22 protein-coding genes are annotated in these 22,233 nt (G+C 46.7%); 8 read left to right on the top strand and 14 right to left on the bottom strand.

Annotated features, from left to right (window positions below; genetic code table 11):
- Positions 1–8 precede the first annotated feature (8 nt).
- From M2404_RS08305 to M2404_RS08295, 3 genes are read left to right on the top strand one after another with little or no spacing between them, the layout of a single operon-like run.
- Positions 9–413, top strand: coding sequence for an ExbD/TolR family protein (locus M2404_RS08305; RefSeq protein ID WP_259239255.1), 405 nt, complete (start codon positions 9–11; stop codon positions 411–413).
- Positions 414–415: 2 nt separating this feature from the next.
- Positions 416–1,033: an energy transducer TonB gene (locus M2404_RS08300; protein WP_259239254.1), complete on the top strand. Its 618-nt coding sequence runs from the start codon at positions 416–418 to the stop codon at positions 1,031–1,033.
- 1 nt (position 1,034) lies between these two features.
- Entirely contained in the window at positions 1,035–2,291 is a 1,257-nt protein-coding gene (locus M2404_RS08295) for a tetratricopeptide repeat protein (RefSeq protein ID WP_259239253.1), read from the top strand.
- 55 nt (positions 2,292–2,346) lie between these two features.
- Here the strand turns inward: M2404_RS08295 and prsR are convergent, their stop codons facing one another.
- Genes prsR through M2404_RS08280 form a run of 3 tightly spaced genes read right to left on the bottom strand, consistent with a single transcriptional unit; the run spans position 2,347 to position 6,549 of the window.
- Positions 2,347–3,705, bottom strand: coding sequence for a PEP-CTERM-box response regulator transcription factor (gene prsR, locus M2404_RS08290; RefSeq protein ID WP_259239252.1), 1,359 nt, complete (start codon positions 3,703–3,705; stop codon positions 2,347–2,349).
- Between the two features lie 34 nt (positions 3,706–3,739).
- Entirely contained in the window at positions 3,740–5,761 is a 2,022-nt protein-coding gene (gene prsK, locus M2404_RS08285) for an XrtA/PEP-CTERM system histidine kinase PrsK (RefSeq protein ID WP_259239251.1), read from the bottom strand.
- A gap of 41 nt (positions 5,762–5,802) precedes the next feature.
- Positions 5,803–6,549, bottom strand: coding sequence for a S1 family peptidase (locus tag M2404_RS08280; protein ID WP_259239250.1), 747 nt, complete (start codon positions 6,547–6,549; stop codon positions 5,803–5,805).
- Between the two features lie 136 nt (positions 6,550–6,685).
- Between M2404_RS08280 and M2404_RS08275 the strand changes: the two genes are divergently transcribed.
- Positions 6,686–7,531, top strand: coding sequence for a patatin-like phospholipase family protein (locus M2404_RS08275; RefSeq protein ID WP_259239249.1), 846 nt, complete (start codon positions 6,686–6,688; stop codon positions 7,529–7,531).
- Positions 7,532–7,578: 47 nt separating this feature from the next.
- On the opposite strand, the gene M2404_RS08270 is transcribed toward M2404_RS08275, so the two are convergent.
- The gene (locus M2404_RS08270) at positions 7,579–8,622 is read right to left on the bottom strand and encodes a Leu/Phe/Val dehydrogenase (RefSeq protein WP_259239248.1); all 1,044 of its coding nucleotides are present in this window, start codon (positions 8,620–8,622) and stop codon (positions 7,579–7,581) included.
- A gap of 239 nt (positions 8,623–8,861) precedes the next feature.
- Between M2404_RS08270 and M2404_RS08265 the strand changes: the two genes are divergently transcribed.
- The gene (locus M2404_RS08265; protein ID WP_215397341.1) at positions 8,862–9,290 is read left to right on the top strand and encodes a DUF4826 family protein; all 429 of its coding nucleotides are present in this window, start codon (positions 8,862–8,864) and stop codon (positions 9,288–9,290) included.
- 81 nt (positions 9,291–9,371) lie between these two features.
- On the opposite strand, the gene M2404_RS08260 is transcribed toward M2404_RS08265, so the two are convergent.
- From M2404_RS08260 to M2404_RS08235, 6 genes are all read right to left on the bottom strand, one after another.
- Complete coding sequence (locus tag M2404_RS08260) at positions 9,372–10,526, bottom strand: ribosomal protein uL16 3-hydroxylase (protein WP_259239247.1); 1,155 nt, start codon at positions 10,524–10,526, stop codon at positions 9,372–9,374.
- 52 nt (positions 10,527–10,578) lie between these two features.
- A complete protein-coding gene (gene purB, locus M2404_RS08255; RefSeq protein ID WP_259239246.1) occupies positions 10,579–11,949 on the bottom strand; it encodes an adenylosuccinate lyase in 1,371 nt (456 codons plus the stop codon).
- Between the two features lie 8 nt (positions 11,950–11,957).
- Positions 11,958–12,596 (bottom strand): high frequency lysogenization protein HflD, encoded by a 639-nt coding sequence (hflD, locus tag M2404_RS08250; protein WP_259239244.1) that lies wholly within the window; start codon positions 12,594–12,596, stop codon positions 11,958–11,960.
- A gap of 1 nt (position 12,597) precedes the next feature.
- Complete coding sequence (gene mnmA / locus M2404_RS08245) at positions 12,598–13,722, bottom strand: tRNA 2-thiouridine(34) synthase MnmA (protein ID WP_259239243.1); 1,125 nt, start codon at positions 13,720–13,722, stop codon at positions 12,598–12,600.
- A 68-nt stretch (positions 13,723–13,790) separates the two neighbouring features.
- Positions 13,791–14,246 (bottom strand): NUDIX domain-containing protein, encoded by a 456-nt coding sequence (locus M2404_RS08240; protein ID WP_259239242.1) that lies wholly within the window; start codon positions 14,244–14,246, stop codon positions 13,791–13,793.
- A gap of 16 nt (positions 14,247–14,262) precedes the next feature.
- Entirely contained in the window at positions 14,263–14,859 is a 597-nt protein-coding gene (locus M2404_RS08235; protein ID WP_405047776.1) for a pseudouridine synthase, read from the bottom strand.
- A gap of 200 nt (positions 14,860–15,059) precedes the next feature.
- Between M2404_RS08235 and M2404_RS08230 the strand changes: the two genes are divergently transcribed.
- Positions 15,060–17,288, top strand: a complete 2,229-nt coding sequence (locus M2404_RS08230) for an NADP-dependent isocitrate dehydrogenase (protein WP_259239241.1) — start codon at positions 15,060–15,062, stop codon at positions 17,286–17,288.
- A gap of 73 nt (positions 17,289–17,361) precedes the next feature.
- Here the strand turns inward: M2404_RS08230 and cspD are convergent, their stop codons facing one another.
- Positions 17,362–17,580, bottom strand: a complete 219-nt coding sequence (gene cspD / locus M2404_RS08225; RefSeq protein WP_068230786.1) for a cold shock domain-containing protein CspD — start codon at positions 17,578–17,580, stop codon at positions 17,362–17,364.
- Between the two features lie 192 nt (positions 17,581–17,772).
- On the opposite strand from cspD, the gene clpS reads away from it, so the two are divergent.
- Together clpS and clpA are read left to right on the top strand one after the other, a co-directional pair.
- Positions 17,773–18,093, top strand: a complete 321-nt coding sequence (gene clpS, locus M2404_RS08220) for an ATP-dependent Clp protease adapter ClpS (RefSeq protein ID WP_259239240.1) — start codon at positions 17,773–17,775, stop codon at positions 18,091–18,093.
- A 54-nt stretch (positions 18,094–18,147) separates the two neighbouring features.
- The gene (gene clpA, locus M2404_RS08215) at positions 18,148–20,415 is read left to right on the top strand and encodes an ATP-dependent Clp protease ATP-binding subunit ClpA (protein WP_259239239.1); all 2,268 of its coding nucleotides are present in this window, start codon (positions 18,148–18,150) and stop codon (positions 20,413–20,415) included.
- Positions 20,416–20,498: 83 nt separating this feature from the next.
- Here clpA and infA read toward each other — a convergent pair whose 3' ends face one another.
- From infA to aat, 3 genes are all read right to left on the bottom strand, one after another.
- On the bottom strand, positions 20,499–20,717 hold the full coding sequence (infA, locus tag M2404_RS08210) for a translation initiation factor IF-1 (RefSeq protein WP_008610216.1): 219 nt from the start codon (positions 20,715–20,717) through the stop codon (positions 20,499–20,501).
- A gap of 94 nt (positions 20,718–20,811) precedes the next feature.
- A complete protein-coding gene (locus tag M2404_RS08205; protein WP_259239238.1) occupies positions 20,812–21,513 on the bottom strand; it encodes an arginyltransferase in 702 nt (233 codons plus the stop codon).
- Complete coding sequence (aat, locus tag M2404_RS08200) at positions 21,506–22,228, bottom strand: leucyl/phenylalanyl-tRNA--protein transferase (protein WP_259239237.1); 723 nt, start codon at positions 22,226–22,228, stop codon at positions 21,506–21,508. The genes M2404_RS08205 and aat overlap by 8 nt, the downstream gene beginning before the upstream one ends.
- Positions 22,229–22,233: the final 5 nt, after the last annotated feature.

The raw sequence follows: 22,233 nt of genomic DNA, 5'->3' as shown, positions 1-22,233 counted from the left end.
AGTTTTTTATGGCCCGCAAACGTATTCGCGAAGCTGAAACGGCAGAGATCGATATTACGCCGATGATGGATATCGTTTTCATCATGTTGATCTTCTTTATCGTAACCACGTCTTTCGTAAAAGAGGCTGGTATTGATGTAAACAAGCCAGAAGCCGCTCAGGCTGTCAGTAAACCAACAGCCACTATCTTTATTGCTATCCGTGCAAACGGTGAAATCTGGATGGACAAGCGTACAGTTGATGTTGAACGTGTTTCAGCAAACATTGAACGGCTAAGGGCTGAGTCACCAACAGACACTATTATTGTGCAGGCTGATAAAGAAGCTAAGCACGGTATTGTGATGGAAGTTATGGATCAGATTAAAGCTGCTGACCCATCTCTGGTGATTAGTATAGCCGGGGAGACTAAGTAATTATGGTACGTTTCCTGACATCGTTAATAATCGGTGGTGTGGTAACGTTTCTGTTGTTCTTAATGATGGCCACTTTACTTAAGTCAAGTGGCGATCGTAAAGCGGTTGAGCAAGAGCGTATTGTTATTGAAATTAGCACTACGCCGCCTGACTCAGAGACACAGACGCGGCGGCCACCACCGCCGCCACCACCACCACCACCGGCTCAGCCGCCTAAAGCGCCTCAGCCAGAGCCAGAAACAGCTAACGCTGCGGGGGCGATAGGTTTTAATATGCCTGGGCTTAGCCTTGGAGCAGGTGCAGGCGGTTTAGGCGACCCTTCCGGCATGATGCGGGATGGTGATGCAACGCCAATCGTTCGCATTGAACCGCGTTATCCTGTGCAGGCTGCACGTGATGGTTTGCAAGGTTGGGTTAGACTTCGTTTCAGCATTATGGAAGACGGTAGTGTTGATGAAGTAGAAGTAATTGAAGCGGAACCGCGCCGGGTGTTTGACCGTGAAGCTATCCGCGCATTACGCCGCTGGAAATACAGCCCGAAAATTGTTGATGGTAAGCCGTTAAAGCAAACCGGCCAACAAGTTCAGCTGGACTTCACACTAGATATGGCAGGGGGTTAACATGACTAAGTTTAAAAAACTTACCTCAGCTCTTGTTGTAATGACAGTGTTGGGCGCGTGTTTACCGGTTTCTGCAGCTGTACAGCCTAATATGGCAAAAGTAGAAGAGCGTAAGGCCCGTAAGACTCAAATTGTTGGCGAACGGGTTGGTAAAGTTCTGGTTAGCGCCTTTGAGCTGTATAACGAAGAGAAGCTGGATGAAGCAATTGCTTTGCTGCTTAACGCTAAGTCAAGTAATGAGTTTGATACTGCTACGCTGAATCGTTTTTTAGGTAACTTATATGCTACCAAAGATGAGAAGCAGGCAATAAAGTATCTGACCTTGGCGGTAAAACCAGATGTGCTGACTTTTGCTGATCAGTCTGCATCGATGAAACTGCTGGCAGATATGTTATTGCAGGATAAGCAATATCAGGCTGCAATAAAAGCTTATGAAGACTGGATGATGTTCACAGGTGAACAAAATTCAGATGCTTATATGCGTATTGCTAACGCTTATTACCTGATGGATCAGCATGCTAAGGTTTTGGCACCGGCAGATGATGCAATTCGTTTTGCACCCAAGCCGATTGAAGGACCTTATCAGCTTAAGATGGCTGCTTTGTATGAAACTAAACGTTACAAAGAGTTAGTAGCGGTAGTTGAGACAATGGTTCAGTTGTTTCCTGAGAATAAGCAGTTCTGGGTTTACCTGGGTAATTTTTATACTTTAACTGAAGAGTTTGGCAAATCATTGACTACTTTACAGTTAGCCTATTCACAGGGCTATCTGGAAAAAGACTCTGAAATAAGAATGTTGGCGCAGATGTATGCAAATAACAACATTCCTTATAAAGCCGCTGCGACGATGGAAAAGTATATGAAGAGCGGTTTGGTTAAGAAAGACAAAACCAACCTTACCTTTATTGCCTCAAATTACCAGGCTGCACGGGAGTTTCTAAAGGCTGCTAATTACTATGGTGAAGTTGCTAAGCTGACTAATGACGCTGATGCATATCGTCGCCAGGGTTCAGCTTACTCTGCTGTGCAAAAGTACAATGAAGCTATTGCTGCTTATGACAAAGCCTTATCAATGAATGTTGATAAACCGAGCGGTGTTTATATGAGCTTAGTGGATGCGTATTTCTACCAGAAGAAATATAAAGAAGCTTATGCTGCATTGATGAATGCGAAGAAAGATCCTGCTATGTCACGCCAGGTGCGGGGCTGGGAATCTTACATCAAAGATAAAGCCAAGCAAAACGGCATTACGCTGTAATAAAGAACCCCACATTAAGTGGGGTTTTTTTATATATCCTATATTTATTCCGGTTTTAGATCTCAGCTTCTGCATTTCTTAAGTCGTGTAGGCGATACTTATCTATTAACGCATAAAGTGTTGGTCTGGTAATGCCCAGCAAATCAGATGTTTTAGATAAGTTGCCATTAGCCAGTGTGTAAGCCTGGCGTATCGCTTGTGTTTCAGCTTGTTCTCTTACCTTACGCAGTGTGCTGGTTTTCACCATTTCTTTGCTGCTAAGGCCTAAATCGTCGGCAGTAATCAATTTGCTGTCTGCCAGTATTACCGCTGATTTAAGTTTGTTTTGTAGCTCACGTATATTACCCGGCCACGGGTGTTGCAGCATAGCTTGCATAGCACAGTCTGAAAAGCCCTGAACATGGCTGTTAAACTCTGCGTTGAATTTTGTCAGTAAGGCTTTAGCAATAACGATAATATCGTGACCACGCTGGCGTAGCGGGGGGATTGCCAAGGTTATTTCACTTACCCGGTAGTATAAATCTTCGCGGAAACTTTGTGCCGCAACCATTTCAGCCAAATTACGGTGTGTGGCACAAATTACCCTGACATCAACTTCTATTTCCTGACGTCCGCCGACACGTTCAATAACTCTTTCCTGTAAAAAGCGTAGCATCTTGGCTTGCAGGCTTAGCGGCATGTCGCCAATTTCGTCCAGTAGCAGTGTGCCGCCGTTAGCGCATTCAATTTTGCCTAAGGTCGTTTTATTCGCGCCGGTAAACGCGCCTTTTTCGTAACCAAATAGTTCGCTTTCCAGCAAATTCTCTGGTATTGATGCGCAGTTAATGGCAACGAAAGGTTTATTTACCCTGGGGCTTTGGCGGTGAATGGCGCGGGCAAAAACTTCTTTCCCTGTACCACTTTCTCCAAGTAATAAGGTGGTGATTTCTGTCGGAGCGATTTTTTCTACAGTACGACAGGCACGCATAATAGCGTCACTATTGCCAATAATATCGCTGCTTGTACCGCCGGCTGCTTTTAGCGCCTTGTTTTCTGCTTCCAACTGACTAAGTTTAAAGGCTCTTGCCAGAATCACATTTAACACATCGATATTAATCGGTTTTTGATAGTAGTCATAAGCACCCAGTGCAACAGCTTTAAGCGCATGATCGTTATCATTGCTACCTGTAATGACGATAACTTTACAATCCGGCTGTAAAGCCAGTATTTCAGTTAAACAGGCCAGGCCTTCGGTTGCGTTTGCCGGATCAGGAGGTAAACCAAGATCGAGTGTGACAACTTCTGGCTCATATCGCCTTAGTTGTGTAAGTGCTGAAGAGCGATCCTGAGCAAACACCAGTTCGTAGTCCGGTAAACTCCATTTCAGCTGCTTCTGGATGCCAATATCATCTTCTATGACCAATAAGGTCTTCATAAAACAGTCCTTGTATTTACTTCAATAAACATGATTAGTGTAAAGGAAGAATAAGCGTAAAGGTAGTTCCCACTCCTTCTGTACTTTCTACCAGCAACTGGCCATTATGCTGTCTGGCAAAGTGTAGCGCATCATAGGCACCTACGCCCATACCGGCATTACCTTTTGTTGAATCAAATGGCTTAAATAAACGCTCGCTGATAAATTCGGCAGACATACCGCAGCCTGTGTCCCTGATGCTGATATACAACTGAGCGTCGTCACAGTTAACATTAACCAGTATTGTACCGTTGTTTGCTGTAGCATGCTGGGCGTTGTCAATTAAATGGTAGAGCACGCTGGCAAAGCGTTCTCTGTTTAGCAATAACTCGGCATCGCGGCTCACATTGTATTGAGGTATGGGTTGTTTGGCTGCACAACGCTGAGTGATCACTTCGCGAATCACAGATGAAATACTGATCATAGTATCCTGGCTTGATTCTGCACGTTTGCTGCTTAATTGTGACAGCATATTCTGCAGGCGTTGCTGCATAGCGGCGAGGGTATCAAAGCTGTCATTGATAAATTCAGGGTTAGTGCGGTGTTTTATGCTGTTTGTCAGTATTAAATCAATTTGTGCTTTGATGTTTTTCAAATCATGTACAACAAAAGCAGACATCCGGCTAAAAGCAGCAAACTGGGCATTTTCACTGAGTTTCTGGCTGGCTTGCATTAACTGCAGATAGCTGGATATTTGCTCTGCCACCAGCATCAGGTAATCACGCAGCTCCCAGTTCAGATGCTGGCGGTCAACATCAGGTGCATTTAACAGGCACAAGCCCCAAAGTTCATTGTCGGAATGGATCGGTATGATCAATTGGATGTCAATGTCATTTAAGTTTTGTTTTTGACAAAACGGGTCTTTTTTATCTGCCAGATCGACTATCCAGTTTTTACCGGTGAATTGCTTTAGATACTGTTGCAGTAATTCGGTTTCATTACTGTTCAGCGCCGGGCGGTTCATACGGGCCAGTGTTGTCAGGGCTGAAGTGCCCTCCAGTTTGACCAGGCAGCCCCGGCTGTAACTGACAGAATTTATCCAGGTTTGCAAAATAGTCTGGTATTGATCTGATTTGCTAATATCAACCAGTTGTAACTGCCGTGTCAGTTCCAGCCATTTCACGCGATAATCAAATTTGTTAGCAAAGAAATGTTTTTCAATAAATACTTTGAGTTTGCGTCTTACTGCGCCGGATAACAGCAACACCGCCAACATAGCAAAGCCAAGTACTAAAAAGGTCGTTTGCAGCAGGTTTGACCAGGAGCCGCCAATATAACGAATATAAAAGCCTGCAACGGCGATAAGGCAAAGATAGATACCCGCAGCAAGCACCAGCGAGCTTTGCAGCACGATATCGCGGGATACATAAACATTAATACCCCAGGCTTGCACACGCCTGACTGAAATAATCAGCAGCGGTACTATAGCTGCGTAAACAAAACCGCGGGCTGACCAGAGCTGGTTGTCTACCTGGCCAAATAATGCTGATTCAGCCAATAGAACAAAGTCGAATAATGCACAAACTGTTATACCCAGTACCAGAGGTTTATATTGCCAGCGGTTTGCAGCGGCCTTACGGTACATTGTTTCAAGCAGTGCCAGTTGTAGTATGCAAATAGCCAGACTGCCGGTAAAAATCAGATTCATCGAGATCAGCTGTAAATAGCTGAGTAAGCCCCAACAACTGATAACTAAGATGAGCAGCTGTACAGAGCGTTTTTTTAACAGCAGGCTTAGCGATTGTTCGGCGCTGCCAAGTGCCGCCAGTAAAAATAACAGCAGCACCAGGTTGCGGCTGAGTTCCAGTAATAACGATACCGGCGTATTGTATGGCGCAAAGCCTGTTAGCATGTAGTAGGCTGCCCATATGGTATTAAACAGTGACCAGGCAAGTAGTAATGAGCGTGGCAGGTTTTTTACCCGGGTGGCGAGTGTCAGCAGAAAGAAGAACAAGTTGGCAACGCAGGCTAAGCCAAAGCCAATACGGTCCAATGCTAATTCTGTCAGTAAATCCATCTGAGTTTATCCATAAAAGCTGAAAATGTGTTTACTGCGGCTTATGGCGTTAACAACGGCAGCAAAAACCTGACCGGAATAGCATAAGTGATACCGCTAGGGTCACTCAGTACAGCTTCTCTGGTTGATTTCACATATACCTTATTAATAATACCTATTACCTGAGCGGTATTAGCATCAAACAACGGGCTGCCGCTATTGCCCGGGTAAGCTGTTGCGTCTAATTGATATACCATAAATGGCTGACGCAACTGGCGCAGGGCAGACGCTTGTAACTGGCCGGAGTTATCCGCCGGAATGGCTATAGGAGTGACTGCAGAAATGATACCCCGGTGAGTGGCGGGGTATAACCCGAGCACAGCAGTAATAGGGAAACCGGTAAAGGCAATTTCAGAACCTTCGTTGAGAAATTCAGCATCCGCCAGAATTGCAGCAGGCAGTTTGGCTTCTATTGTTAATACGGCTAAGTCATAAGCTGCTTGTGTTTTAGTGTCGGTAATCTGATGAATTTGTATATTGTCTGCCTGGCCGGATAACACAACATAGGATTCGTTACGTTTTACATCAGGCGCTTTGGCAATAACATGGTAATTAGTCACTATTTTACTGCCATCGGCAACAACAAAGCCGGTACCAACCAGCCTGACCCGGGGCGATGCCAGCGGGCTGAACACCCCTATAGCCACTACAGAGGGTTTGATTTTCTTAATGCTGTCCTGCAGCGCTGCTTGTGCCGGCAAAGCCAGATGCCACAGCAGAGCAATACACAATAGTGCTTTATATCTCATTCAGACATTCCCTATCCAAGTCATTGTGTCAGGGCACTATACTAGCCCAATTTGCTTGAAATAGCTGTATTGTTGTATGGCAAGCGGCAGATTTTACCCCATACTAAAAGGTGCGGATTAAGGCAAAGGATGCGGTATGCCAGTTAGCACAGGTAAAGATATAGTACCTATCTTCTCGGGTGGTGGTACCCGGCTCAGTTGTTATATCGGCATACTACAGGCGTTGCAGGATATGCAATTTCGCTTCCGGCATCTGGTGGGCGTGTCAGGCGGTAGTATTGTGGCAGCACTTTATGCAGCCGGTTGGGAGCTTGCCAGCCTCAAAGCACTGGCATTGCAAACTGATTTCAGACAGTTCTGGAGTTTTTCAGTTACTTCTTTACTCCGTACCGGTGGATTATGTAATGGCGATAAATTTGAAGCCTGGCTGGATAAACAGCTGCGAGGACTCACCTTTGCTGATCTGCAGTACGATCTGCATGTGCTGGCGACCGATATTAACGGTGGCGGCCCGGTGGTATTTAACCGGCTATATACGCCACATCTTAAAGTGTCGAAGGCGGTGCGTTTTTCTATGTCAATCCCGCTGTTTTTTTCGTTTCAGCCGTTTAAAAACCATATTATGACCGACGGGGTTATTTTGTCCGAAGATGCCTTGCACCATGACTGGTCAGGCTCAGCTTTGCCACTTATTTGCTTTCGCTTAAAAAGTGATGCAGAAGCCAAACCTGTACAAACCAGCCGTTATTTTCCGCTGGTATCGTATATTTATATGCTGATCCGCACCTTTATGAGCGCGGTGTCGCGTGAATATGTGCATGCCGAATACTGGCATAATACGGTAGTGATCAATACCGGCAGTATTTCGGCAGTAGATTTTGCCCTGACGGCGGAGCAGAAATTAGAATTATTTGATACCGGTTATCAGACTGCCTCTACTATAGTGCCGTTAAAGTTAGCCGGATTATTTACAACGCAATAAAAAAGCCACTGTAGAAAAGTGGCTTTAAAGGTGCAGGGCGTAACGGCTTATTGCTTACCGCGACGGATAATCTCCTGCGCCATTAAGTCAGCTACCAGGCTGGTAGGCTGGTTTTCTGCATCAGCACGTTGGAAAATATTCAGTAGTGTATCGTAGATAGCGTTTACTTTTGCTGTTGATTCATCTGCGTTGTAACCCTGAGGCCGCATTTCAAAAGCTACGTTAATAATGCCACCGGCGTTAATAACATAATCCGGAGCATACAAAATACCTTTCTGGCGCAACACATCACCGTGGCGGGCTTCTTTTAACTGATTATTGGCACAACCGGCAACAATACGGGCTTTTAGCTGCACAATGGTATCGTCGTTAATAGTGGCACCTAAAGCGCAAGGGGCATAGATATCAGCATCTGCGGCATATATCTCATCCAGACCTACAGCAACAGCGCCAAACTGGTTTACAGCACGCTGTACAGCATCCTGATTAATATCAGTCACAATTAACTTAGCGCCTTCTTTATGCAGGTGTTCACATAAATAGAAGCCCACACTGCCAAGGCCCTGTACTGCAACTGTTTTGCCGGTTAAATCGTCAGAGCCAAACTGGTGTTTAGCCGCAGCTTTAATACCACGGTAGGTGCCCAAAGCGGTAAACGGAGCGGGGTTGCCGCTTTTACCTTCAAGGCCGGCAACGAAAGGGGTTTCTTTATTGACGATCATAATATCGCCGGTGGTAATATTGACGTCTTCTGCACTGTAATAGCTGCCAGACAGCCGGTGGATCATTTTGCCAAAAGCACGGAATAGGGCTTCGGATTTAATTTTCTTCGCATCACCGATAATAACGGATTTACCACCACCTAAAGGTAAACCTGCCATGGCATTTTTGTAAGTCATACCACGGGATAAACGCAGAACATCATGTAAAGCCGCTTCGTCAGAAACATAGTCCCATAAGCGACAGCCACCTACAGCCGGGCCAAGCGCAGTGCTATGCACAGCAATAATTGCTTTTAAACCGGTTTCTGCATCGCTGCAAAACACAACCTGTTCATGATTATCGAATTCAGAATGATTAAATACGGCCACGACTGATTTCTCCGTTTATTGATAGCCCGAAATATTCAGGCCATTATGCCTGGTTAATGACCGCACTGAGGGCGGCATTTTTGCGCGGCGAAATGTAACATTTCAACCCTGGTTTCACCAGAATCAAACCAAAAAAACATCTGGTCAGTCCAGGCAATTGTCGACAATGTATGACAACACTTGATTGTCGCTGCCGAGTCACCTAAAGTAGCAAAAATTTATAAGCAGGAAGTTTTATAATGAGTGAGCAGTTAACTCAGCAACAAATTGAACAAGCCCGTGCTGAATGGGTAAGGGCACAGTTTCAAAAAGCAAACGAGTATTTAGCTGGCAAAGGTATTGTACCCGACAATGTTGCCGCGTCAGAAAGCCGCTATTTGCCACCTTATATGGCGGTGTGGAAGTTAAATACAAAGGACAAACAATCATATTGGGTAATCAGCGGCGATCTGCCGACTGATCATTTGGCTTTTTCTGCCGCCCCTAATGCCAGAGATGCGGTAAGAGCATTTTCAATGCACTGGCAGTTAAAAGCCCAGCAGATTATTGATGCCGGTATTACAGATAAAACCCAGCAGGATTTTGCCAATTTACTGATTAACCGCGCACATAACCTGTACGATATGTTCAACGAAGATCAGCTATGGCAGGCCGAAGCGGTTAGTTAACTGTATTTATTGCTTTACGAATAATAAAAAACCGCATTATCTGCGGTTTTTTATTATCAGCAGCCAAATATCGCAGCCGGATTACTCACTAAAGTACCAGTAGCCCTGGTTAATTAAGCTGGTTAACAGCATCAGCCGCTCAGCTGACTGGTTAAAATGCAGGTTCTGCTCTGATAACAGCTCAGTATAATCACACAGTAATTGTGCAGTGCTCAACTCATTGGCGGGCAGAGTGATTTGTTCACCATTAATAAACAGCAGAATATCGCTATCAGCGGCTTGCTGATAGTAACAGCAGCGCAGGCCGCCGGTGCGGCTTAGCACTGAACCTTCGTCAAGGTACTCAGCAATTTCATCGGCACCGTAGTGTGGATCGGGCTCGTTTAAATCCAGCTCATGTTTGGCGCGGGTAATTAAATTGCCAAACCAATGCGGCAACATGGTGTTGTCACTTACCAGTTGCTGCAGTAATTGCTGCACCTTGTTCAGATCGGTATCCGTAATAGCGCCAACCGATTGCGCACTGCTGCGTCCGGCATCGGTAAAACGCTTACCGGTGATGTCATGGTCAATCAGGTGATCGGCCAAACCGGTGAGCAGATCTTTTTGGGCCGGAGCGCGAAAACCAACAGAGTAGTTCAGGCTGTTTTCAATGCTGATCCCCTCATGCGGGCAACCAGGCGGAATATATAAAATATCGCCGGGCTCTGTAATTACGTCAATGCAGGCAGTAAAAGGACTTACCTGCAGTAAACGTGGGTGAGGGCATAATTGCTGCAGGCTGGCATCTGGCATACCAACACGCCAGTGGCGCTTGCCTTCACCCTGAATAATAAACACATCGTACTGATCTAAATGTGGGCCGACACCGCCGCCGGGTGCTGAAAAACTTACCATTAAATCATCAATACGCCAGTTTGGAATAAAACGAAACGGGTCGAGCAGCTTGGCAGCTTCTGGATGCCAGTGATCAACAGCTTGCACCAGTAAGGTCCAGTCTTTATCGCCAAAAACAGAGAAATCTTCAAACGGACCGGTTTGCATATCCCATTGTTTATTTACACAACTGACTATGCGTGACTCAATATCTTCTTCCAGTGCCAGGCCAGCCAGCTCATCGGCTGTTAGCGGATCGGCAAAATGTTTAAAACCACCTTTAATCAGCAGAGGTTTTTTTTGCCAGTATTCATTAAGAAATTCAGTGATGCCAAGCTCAGCCAAATTTAATTGATACATTTGATATTCCTGAGAAAAAAGGCGCTGAATTCAGCGCCTTGTTGTTAGCCTGCTACTGTAATGTGGCGGTTATTTCTACCGCAGCACCAATATAATTGGCGGGGGTCAGTTGCTTAAGCTGCTCTTTTACCTGATCAGGTAATGCCAGTTTATCAATAAACAGATGTAAATCTGCCTGATTAATACGTTTGCCACGGGTTAACTCTTTGAGCTTTTCATATGGTTGTTCAATGCCATATTTGCGCATAACAGTCTGAACCGGCTCGGCCAGTAATTCCCAGTTAGCATACAGTTCAGCGCGCAGGTTAGTTTCGTTTACTTCCAGCTTGCTGATGCCTTTTAACGTGGCCTGGTAGGCAATAACCGTATAACCAAAACCCATGCCCAGATTACGCAGCACGGTAGAGTCGGTCAGGTCACGTTGCCAACGCGATACCGGCAATTTAGCTGAAAGGTGATTAAACAAAGCATTGGCAATACCCAGATTACCCTCTGAGTTTTCAAAGTCGATTGGGTTAACTTTGTGCGGCATGGTAGATGAGCCAATTTCACCGGCAATAGTACGCTGTTTAAAGTGGCCCAGTGCAATATAACCCCAAACATCGCGATCAAAATCGAGCAAAATGGTATTAAAGCGTGCTACTGCATCAAACAGTTCGGCGATATAGTCATGCGGTTCTATCTGGGTGGTAAAGGCGTTCCAGCTCAGGCCCAACCCGGTAACAAACTGCTCTGACAGCTGATGCCAGTTAAGCTGCGGATATGCAGATAAGTGCGCATTATAGTTGCCTACTGCACCATTAAGTTTGCCAAGAATTTCCACACCGGCAATCTGATCACGCTGGCGCTTTAAGCGCATATACACGTTAGCCATCTCTTTGCCCATGGTGGTAGGAGAGGCTGGCTGACCATGTGTACGCGCCATCATCGGCACGGTTTTATGTTCATTAGCTAACTGCTTAATGGCCTCTAACAATGCATCGCATTGTGGCAGCAACACCTTGCTGCGCGCTTCACTTAACATCAAGCCGTGCGATAAGTTGTTGATATCTTCCGAGGTACAGGCAAAGTGGATAAATTCACTGATGGCAGCGAGTTCTGCATTTGCAGCCACTTTTTCCTTTAACAGATACTCAACCGCTTTAACATCGTGGTTGGTGGTGCGTTCAATTTCTTTTACCCGCTCAGCATCGCTTAAGCTGAAATTGTCGACAATGTCATTCAGGACACGGTTAGCTTCGGCAGACAAGGCCGGCACTTCAGCAATTTGTGTTGTGGCGGCAAGTTGTTGTAACCAGCGCACTTCTACCATCACGCGGTACTTAATTAAGCCAAACTCACTGAAGTAGTTGCGTAAATCTACAGTTTTGCTGCCATAGCGCCCGTCAACGGGAGAAATAGCGGTTAGGGCATTCAGTTGCATACAGGCTCCTATAAGCTTGATGAGGGCAGTTGCGCAAGCATGTCTTTTGCTTGTGCCACCAGCTTGCGACGTTTAAAGATAAAATTAAGACGGCTACCACCGGCCTGGCGCCATAATACTGCGGAGCGGATAGCCGCTAGCAACAGCGCCCGCACTTTGTGCTGTACGGCAGGTAGTTTAAGTAATTCGGGCTGGCCATAGATCTGAATGCGGCCACCTAAACTGCTGATGCAGTCAGAGTAAATATCGGCCAGGTTGGCCAGCATATTGTCATCAGTAATACTGAAATGCTGTAACTGCCGCTCTAAGTGCTGCAGTTTATCGCCGAGCTTTTTCAGGTTCGCCGGCGTTTTACTCAGTTTACGTTCCAGCGCCAGTACGCCGACAATATAGCGTGTCAGCTCGACATCCTTTTGTGGCTTGTCGCCCAACTGGTCAACAATAAGCTGCAAACCGGTTTTCAGGTTTTCAGGTTGATTACCATATATTTGCAGTGGTTCTTCAGCATCGACAACAGCAACGCTGTTTAGCATTATGCTAAGGGTGTCTTTATCGACATTGGTACTGCGGGCAACCGTTTGTACCAGCTTTAATGCCTGGGTTAAGCCGGCTAAAGCGATAATTTGTGTTGAAAGAGAGTATTGCATATCAGTTCAGAGCCACATCAATAATGCCGCCGCCAAGGCAAACATCGTCAAGATAAAATACTGCCGACTGGCCAGGCGTTACTGCTTTTTGCGGCGTATCAAAGTGCACTTCAACGGTGCCGTCGGCATGAGGTGTTAAGCTGCAGGCAATATCAGTCTGGCGGTAGCGGGTTTTCACTGTACAGCGCAAGGTGTGTTGCGGGCCTTTGCGATCTGTCCAGTGTAGTTGGTTAGCAATTAAACCTTTAGATAACAACCCCGGATGATCATGGCCCTGAGCCACAATTAGCTGGTTGGTATCCAGATTCTTACCCACCACATACCAGGGTTCATCGCCACCATCGCGCAGGCCGCCAATACCCAGGCCTTTACGCTGGCCCAGAGTATGGTACATCAGGCCTTCATGGCGGCCGATAATGTCGCCATCTACCGAAACGATATCACCCGGCTGTGCCGGCAAGTATTGCTGTAGAAAGTCCTTGAATTTACGCTCGCCAATAAAACAAATACCGGTGCTGTCTTTTTTATCGTGGGTTATTAAACCCTGCTGCTCGGCAATGGCGCGTACTGCAGGTTTTTCCAGTTCGCCCACCGGAAACAGTGTTTGTGCCACATGCTCTTCGCCAATGGTGTAGAGGAAATAGCTTTGATCTTTGTTGTTATCCAGCCCGCGTAATAGCTGCCAGTGGCCGTTTACATAGCGGCGCTGCACATAGTGGCCGGTGGCAATGTAATCTGCTCCCAGTGCTTCAGCAGCAAACTCGAGAAAGGCTTTAAATTTAATTTCTTTGTTGCACATGATGTCCGGGTTAGGGGTGCGACCGGCTTTATACTCAGCCAGAAAGTACTCAAAAACATTGTCCCAGTACTCTGCAGCAAAATTCACTTTATGCAGCACTATACCCAGTTTGTCGCAAACGGCCTGTGCATCGCGCATATCTTCGGCTGCCGCACAGTATTCGTCATTATCGTCTTCTTCCCAGTTTTTCATAAACAGGCCTTCAACCTGATAACCCTGTTGTAGCAACAGGTAGGCTGAAACGGAAGAGTCTACGCCGCCGGACATACCGACGATGACTTTTTTACTGCTGTTAGCGGAGCTATCAGTTGAGCGGATATCTGGCATAACACTGCACTTTTGAAGGCCAAAAAAACAAGGCGCGGATTATACACCAAATTTATCTGCTGCGCATGTTATCGCGTTGGTTGGATCAGCGATAACGGCAAGCGTACCCCTTGTGTATATAAGCTGATAGCATCACTGACTAAACGGCTTCTAAGCGGCAGGGCTGCCTGTGACAGCTCATTGGCACTATACCAGTGCAAGGCCAGAATATCGCTGTCTTGTGGCTGGTACTGTGCAGGCAGGCTGCTGGGTTCAAATACAATATTCAGCCGCACATAGCGATGACCATTCGCTGCTTTTAACTGCGAAATTCCCAACCAGGCACTAGGTTCAAGTATCAAACCGGTTTCTTCTAACAGTTCGCGTTTTACTGCACCAAGCAAATCTTCATTCTGTTCAACATGGCCTGCCGGTTGGTTAAGCACACGCTGCCCCGTGAGTTTGTCTTTTTCCTCAACCAGCAAAAACTTTTGCTCAAAACAGACGATGGCAGCAACGGTAAGGTGTAGCAAATCTCTGCTCATAATGTGGCCGGTATCCTTATTTAAGCGCTGTTACGGTAAATTGGCCTGGTGCTAACTGGTTAAGATGCCAATCACCAATTTGTACCCGGATTAAGCGCAATGTGGGAAAGCCCACCGCAGCAGTCATCCGCCTTACCTGACGGTTACGGCCTTCGGTAATGGTCAGACTTATCCAGCAGGTTGGAATAGTAGCACGCTGGCGCACCGGCGGTTGGCGTGGCCAGACATCAGGCTCGGGCAAACGTTGCGCTATTGCCGGTGAAGTAGGGCCATCATTTAGCTGTACACCTGCACTTAATTGCGCCAGAGCGTCATCGCTGATATTGCCCTCCAGTTGCACCCAGTAGGTTTTGGCCATTTTATGTTTCGGATCGCTGATCTGATGCTGGGTTTTACCACAGTTAGTAAGCAGCAGCAGCCCTTCGCTATCGCGGTCAAGCCGGCCCGCAGCATACACATCAGGCACAGTGATAAAATCTGCCAGCGTGGCGCGGGGTGGGGTACTGTTATCGGTAAACTGACACAGTACATCAAACGGCTTGTTGAACAACACTAACACCGGCTGTCCGACCTTGGTCGTATTGCGTTTTTTCGTATATGGATTATTTTGCAAATTCTGCCTGCTACGCAACGGTTTCACTGTATTTTTGTCTCTGAAATTCATAGCATCCGGCTGCCTATTTTATTGAATGTCATGCTGCTATACTACCGCCGCTTAGCAACAAATGCGTTTAAAACATCAACATCGCCCGGATGAAGGTGCGAACTGGCCAGTATCAGCCAGCTGATCGCAAACACATTACAGGAATTAACATGTCAAACGAAATTGCAAAAATTATCTACACTGAAACAGACGAAGCTCCGGCACTTGCCACCTATTCGTTATTGCCTATCGTACAGGCATTCTCTGCTGCGGCTGGTATCGCGGTAGAAACCCGTGATATTTCTCTTTCTGGCCGTATTATTGCCAACTTTCATGATTTCTTAAAACCTGAACAACGCATTGCTGACGCCCTGACTGAACTTGGCGAGCTGGCGAATCAGCCTGAAGCCAATATCATTAAACTGCCGAATATCAGTGCTTCTATTCCACAGTTAAAAGCCGCTATTAAAGAGCTGCAACAACTGGGTTATGTCTTACCCGACTATCCGGCAGAAGCCAAAACTGAGCAAGAGCGTGACGTTAAAGCGCGCTACGATAAAATTAAGGGCAGTGCGGTTAACCCGGTGTTGCGCGAAGGTAACTCTGATCGCCGCGCCCCGGCATCGGTTAAACAATACGCGAAGAAAAACCCACACAGCATGGGTGCCTGGGCGGCTGCCTCGGCTTCCCACGTGGCTCATATGACACAGGGCGATTTTTACGGCAGCGAAAAATCAGCCACTTTTGCTAACGCAGACACACTGAAAATTCAGCATATTGCCAAAGATGGCACTGTATCAGTGTTAAAAGATAAAGTTGCGGTACTGGCAGCTGAAGTGATTGATGCGGCAACTATGAGCAAAAAAGCACTGCGCGACTTTTATCAGCGCGAAATTGCTGCGGCTAAACAGCAGGACGTATTGCTGTCACTGCATTTAAAAGCCACTATGATGAAAGTGTCAGACCCTATTATGTTTGGCCATGCGGTAACGGTGTTCTTTAAAACAGTGTTTGATAAACACGCCGCGTTGTTTGCTGAACTGGGTGTTGATGTTAACAACGGTGCCGGTGATATGTTCGCCAAGGTTGCCACGCTGCCACAGGCCAAGCAAGACGAAGTACTGGCAGATATTAAAGCCTGTTATGCTGCCCAGCCTGCACTTGCGATGGTGAACTCAGACAAAGGCATCACTAACCTGCATGTTCCAAGCGATATTATTATCGATGCGTCTATGCCGGCCATGATCCGCAGTTCAGGCCAGATGTGGGGCCCGGATGGCAAGTTAAAAGATACCAAAGCGATGATCCCGGATCGTTGCTACGCCGGTGTGTATCAGGAAACGATCGATTTTTGTAAGAAAAACGGTGCCTTTGACCCACGCACCATGGGCTCTGTACCAAACGTTGGCCTGATGGCGCAAAAAGCGGAAGAGTATGGCTCACACGATAAAACCTTTGAAATTGCTGCTGACGGTAAAGTGCAGGTATTAGACAGCAAAGGTGATGTGGTGTTTGAGCACAACGTAGAGCAGGGCGATATCTGGCGTATGTGTCAGGTAAAAGATGCACCGATCCGCGATTGGGTAAAACTGGCTGTAAACCGCGCCCGTTTAAGTAATACGCCTGCGGTATTCTGGTTAGACAGTGCCAGGGCACATGATGCTCAGTTGATTACCAAGGTAAAAGCCTATCTGCAAGACCATGATACCAGCGGGCTGGATGTTCAGATCCTGTCACCGGTTGAAGCAACCCGTTTTTCACTGCAACGTATCAAACAAGGGTTGGACACTATTTCAGTAACCGGTAACGTACTGCGTGACTACCTAACCGACTTATTCCCGATTTTAGAGCTGGGTACCAGTGCTAAAATGTTGTCGGTAGTGCCGTTAATGAATGGTGGTGGTTTGTTTGAAACCGGTGCTGGCGGTTCTGCTCCTAAACACGTTGAACAGTTTATCGAAGAAGACTATTTACGCTGGGATTCGCTGGGCGAGTTTTTAGCACTGGCGGCTTCACTGGAGCATTTAAGTCAGGTTACCGGCAACCGCAAAGCTAAAGTGCTGGCTGATGCACTGGACGGCGCAACGGCCAAGTTCCTTGATAATGATAAGTCACCACGGCGTAAACTGGGCGAACTGGATAACCGTGGCAGCCACTTCTACCTTGCTTTGTACTGGGCAGAGGCTTTAGCGGCGCAAAATGCTGATGCAGAGTTACAAAGCCGTTTTGCCAAGCTGGCAACCGTGCTGCAACAGCAGGAAGCTACAATCGTTGCCGAGCTTAATGGTGCGCAGGGTAAAGCAGTAGATATTGGCGGTTACTACCGGCCAAACCCACAGCTTGCAGCTAAAGCTATGCGGCCAAGCCACACCTTTAACCAGGCACTGGCTAAGGCGTAATAAACTGCCGGATAAGCAAAAGCAGGCGTAATGCCTGCTTTTTTGTCGGTCAGGTTACACCCAAGCAAATATATTATTCTGTCAGATCGCCGGGCAGTTTAATATTCACAGCGTGTAAGCCTTTAGGGCCTTCAGACAAGTCAAATTCAACATCTTGTCCAGCCTTTAGCGTGCGGTAGCCATCCATACTAATGGTTGAATAATGAGCAAAGATGTCTTCATCACGGCCATCTTCGCGGATAAATCCAAATCCTTTGGCGTTATTGAACCATTTTACTTTACCGGTAGCCATACAACTTACTTCCTTCTCTAAGTTAGCTAAATTCTGTATTCTTAGTCTTTATCAGCGGGATTGTTATTGATCCCAACAACTAATGTAGATAATTTGACCATGTAGTCAAGTTATTTGCAAAATTAAAACGAAATTTCACTAATATTTAACTCAAAGCTCCTTTGATGGAATACGCAGGCATGGCTATAGTTTATGAGCGGACATAAAGAAGGTAATGTACAACATGGTGGTTTAGAGGAACTAACACGGCAACGTGTGGCTCCGCCACCGATGTATAAGGTGGTGCTGCATAACGACGATTACACCCCGATGGATTTTGTCATTGATGTGTTAAGCCGTTTTTTTAATATGCAGTATGAACAGGCAACTGAAGTAATGTTAAAAGTACATTACGAAGGTAGAGGGGTATGTGGCGTTTTTACCGCAGAAATTGCGGAAACTAAAGTGCAGCAGGTTACGCAGTATGCGAAAGAGCATCAACACCCGCTGCTCTGTACCATGGAACGCGCTTAAGGTAAGTCCTGGCATGATTCTGGTGTCGTTACTCAGGTGGATTAGGAGTGGTGTATGTTAAATAAAGATCTTGAGTTAACTCTGAATTTGGCTTTCAGGTTTGCGCGTGAGCGCCGTCATGAATATATGACGGTAGAACACTTGCTGCTGGCATTGCTTGACAACCCGGCAGCAGGTGATGCGCTGCGCTCTTGTGGCGCAAATATTGAGAAACTGCGGCTGGAACTGGGCAGCTTTATCGATTCAACCACGCCAGTATTACCCGACGGTGAAATGGAGCGTGATACTCAGCCTACATTGGGTTTTCAGCGGGTACTGCAGCGTGCAGTATTTCATGTGCAATCATCCGGCAAGGCCGAGGTAACCGGTGCCAATGTACTGGTAGCCATTTTTAGTGAGCAAGAGTCACAAGCGGTTTATTTACTGAAGAAAATTGATATTAGCCGCCTGGATGTAGTGAATTTTATTTCGCATGGTGTAACCAAAACTGAAAAGTTAGAACAACATGATGAACATACCGCAGAAGAAGCAGGCGAAACGCTGAGCGACGATAGCAAGTATCTGGAAAACTTTACCGCCAATTTGAATATTCAGGCGAAGAACGGCCAGATTGACCCATTGATTGGCCGTGAGCATGAAGTTGAGCGGGCTATCCAGGTATTGTGCCGCCGTAAGAAAAATAACCCGCTGCTGGTAGGTGAGGCTGGTGTAGGTAAAACCGCTATTGCCGAAGGTTTGGCGTATCGAATTGTGCACAAAGAAGTACCGGACGTTATTGCCAATGCCACGATTTACTCGCTGGATATGGGCGCTCTGCTGGCGGGTACCAAGTACCGCGGTGATTTTGAAAAACGGCTGAAGTCTTTGCTAAAAGAGCTGGAGCGGGAAAAAGACGCGGTTTTATTTATTGATGAAATTCATACAGTCATCGGTGCCGGTGCGGCCTCCGGTGGTGTAATGGATGCCAGTAATCTGATTAAACCCTTGTTGTCCAGCGGACGTTTACGTTGTATGGGCTCTACCACGTATCAGGAGTTTAAAAGCATTTTTGAGAAAGACACGGCACTGGTGCGCCGCTTCCAGAAAATTGATGTGGCTGAGCCGAGTGTAGAAGATACCACCCGGATTTTGCTCGGTTTAAAAGAGCGCTACGAGCAGCATCACAATGTGCGTTATACGCAAAAGGCCATTCGTGCTGCGGCTGAGTTATCGGCTAAATATATTAATGAGCGTCATTTACCGGATAAGGCCATTGATGTAATAGATGAAGCCGGTGCCAGCCAACGCTTATTGCCGGTATCTAAGCGTAAAAAAGTGATCAATGTGCCGGAGATTGAGCATGTGATTGCTAAAATGGCGCGTATTCCGGAGAAGTCGGTATCGGCATCAGATAAAGATGTGCTGGCAAATTTAGACCGCAATTTAAAACTGGTGGTGTTTGGCCAGAACGAACCTATTGAAGTACTGACATCGGCTATCCGTTTATCGCGTTCAGGTCTTGGTAACGAAGAAAAACCAATAGGGAACTTCCTGTTTGCCGGCCCTACCGGGGTGGGTAAAACGGAGGTAACCAAGCAACTGGCTAAGGCATTGGGAGTAGAACTGCTGCGGTTTGATATGTCGGAATATATGGAGCGCCATGCTATCAGCCGTTTAATTGGCGCACCACCAGGCTATGTCGGTTTTGAGCAGGGCGGTTTACTGACTGATGCCGTATCAAAACACCCGTATTCTGTGGTATTGCTGGATGAAATCGAAAAAGCCCACAGCGATATTTATAATATTCTGCTGCAGGTGATGGACCACGGTACTTTAACCGATAATAACGGCCGCAAGATTGATTTTCGTAATGTAGTACTGGTAATGACCACTAATGCCGGTGTACAGGAAACCATTCGTAAGTCGATTGGCTTTAAACAGCAGGATCATAGCCATGATGCGTTGTCAGAAATTAACCGTACCTTTAGCCCTGAGTTCAGAAACCGGCTTGATGGTATTATCTGGTTTCAGCACCTGGCGGCAGACATTATCCTGCAAATTGTTGATAAGTTTATCTGTGATTTACAGGTACAGCTGGATAAAAAGCAGGTATCAATGGAGCTAAGCAGTGCAGCACGGCAATGGCTGGCTGATAAAGGTTACGACCATGCTATGGGCGCGCGGCCAATGGCCAGGGTTATTCAGGAGCAGCTGAAAAAGCCGCTGGCGAATGAAATTCTGTTCGGCCGTTTACTGCATGGCGGGGATGTGCGGGTAGATCTGGTTGATGGCCAGCTAAGCTTTGCGTATCAAACCACAGAAGAAGCAGCACTGGCAGATTAACGCCGGGAAGCTCAGCGGTAAAACAAAACAGTAAACCCGGCCAAGGCCGGGTTTGTTTTATCTGGCGTAATGCAAAAGCCGGCTTAGCGCTGGCGGAACACGATACGGCCTTTAGTTAAGTCGTATGGTGTTAATTCTACGGTTACTTTATCGCCGGTTAAAATACGGATATAGTTTTTACGCATTTTACCTGAGATGTGAGCGATAACGACATGGCCGTTTTCCAGTTCAACTTTGAACATGGTATTTGGCAGGGTATCCAAAATGGTACCTTGCATTTCAATTACGTCTTCCTTCGCCATTCAGCGTACTTGCCTCTTAATATTGGGTGAACCATAAAAAAACTGCGCAGATTGTGCCGAAATCATCGGCATAAGTAAAGCAACAAGCGCTTTTTTAGCCAAATGAATGCCATTGCCCCTGAATAAAGCGTTGTTGTGGCAAAAAAGCGGCTTTATAGGCCATTTTCTGACAGCTATTGATCTGATAGCCCAGATATACCCAGTTTTTCTGATCCCGCCCGGCACATTGCAATAAATACAATACAGCTAAAATACCGGGAGAGAGCGCACTGACATCGGGATGAAAAAAAGTATATACCGCCGAATAAGCATCGGTTGTTTCATCAACAATCGTTACTGCTACTAATTGCTGTTGATAATATTGTTCCAGATAACGTACTTTTAGCCATGAGCAATTTAACATAGAATCCAGTTGAGCCTTATCGGGCGGATACATATTACCATCAGTATGTTTATGGCAGATATAAGCGGCAAATAGCGGATAATAATGTGTGCTGGCATCGGTACACAGTTTGTATTGCCAATTGATGCGCTGTGCTTTATTAAGCAAACGGCGCTGGCTACGGCTGGCATTAAAAGCTGTAGGGTTAATACGTACTGACTCGCAGGCACGGCAGGCCGGGCAGTGCGGGGTGTAAACCTGCTCACCGCTGCGACGAAAATTAAGCTCAAGCAATTGCTGATACAGTGCTGCACTAACAGGCTGCTCAGGCAGCAAAAACACCAGTTGCTCCTGCTGCGCTTCCAGATAGCTGCATGGGGCTGGGGCGGTAAGGCCAAAACGAAGCTCATGCATCTGCACTATCCAGTTCGATAGCGCGGGCTTGCCAGTGCGATGGCGGCGTTAACTGCTGGCGGTATTGCTTTAGCAGCTGTACATAGTTATTACGTGACATCTCTTTTGCTCCCAACTGCATAAGAAACGGATTAGGTAACTGGCAATCAATCCAACCCGGTGCAACCTGCTGTAGATGTTGCTGCAGGGCAACTAACGCCAGTTTGGCTGTGTCCGGCAGCCGGTTAAACATTGACTCACCACAAAACAGGCTGCCAACCAGCACGCCGTATAAGCCACCAACTAAACGCTCCTGTTGCCACACTTCAATACTGTGGGCGTGCCCCTGTAAGTGTAATTGCAGATAGGCCTGCTGCATTTGCGGCAGGATCCAGGTAGCGGGTTGGCGTGCTCTGGGGGCTGCGCATTCGGTTATAACCTGTGTAAACGCAGTATTGATACTAAAGCGTAGCTGATGGCGCTTAATCTGTTTTCTTAGTGTGCGGTTTAGTTTAAGGCTGTCGGGAGCAAAAGCGGCGCGGACAGACGGGCTCCACCATAACAGTGGATCGCCTTCACTAAACCAGGGAAAAATACCATTTGCATAAGCATTGATAAGGCGGGGCGCAGATAAATCTCCGCCCATTGCCAGCAAGCCGTCAGGCTCGGCCAGCGCACGATGCAACGCAGGAAAGCTGACATCGTTTGCTGACAGCTCTGGCAAATAAATGGTCACAGTAC

This window comes from Rheinheimera pacifica (assembly GCF_024809855.1).
Lineage (GTDB): Bacteria > Pseudomonadota > Gammaproteobacteria > Enterobacterales > Alteromonadaceae > Alishewanella > Alishewanella pacifica_A.
Note: the sequence above shows the minus strand (reverse complement) of the source record. Positions and strands in the feature narration are given on the sequence as shown.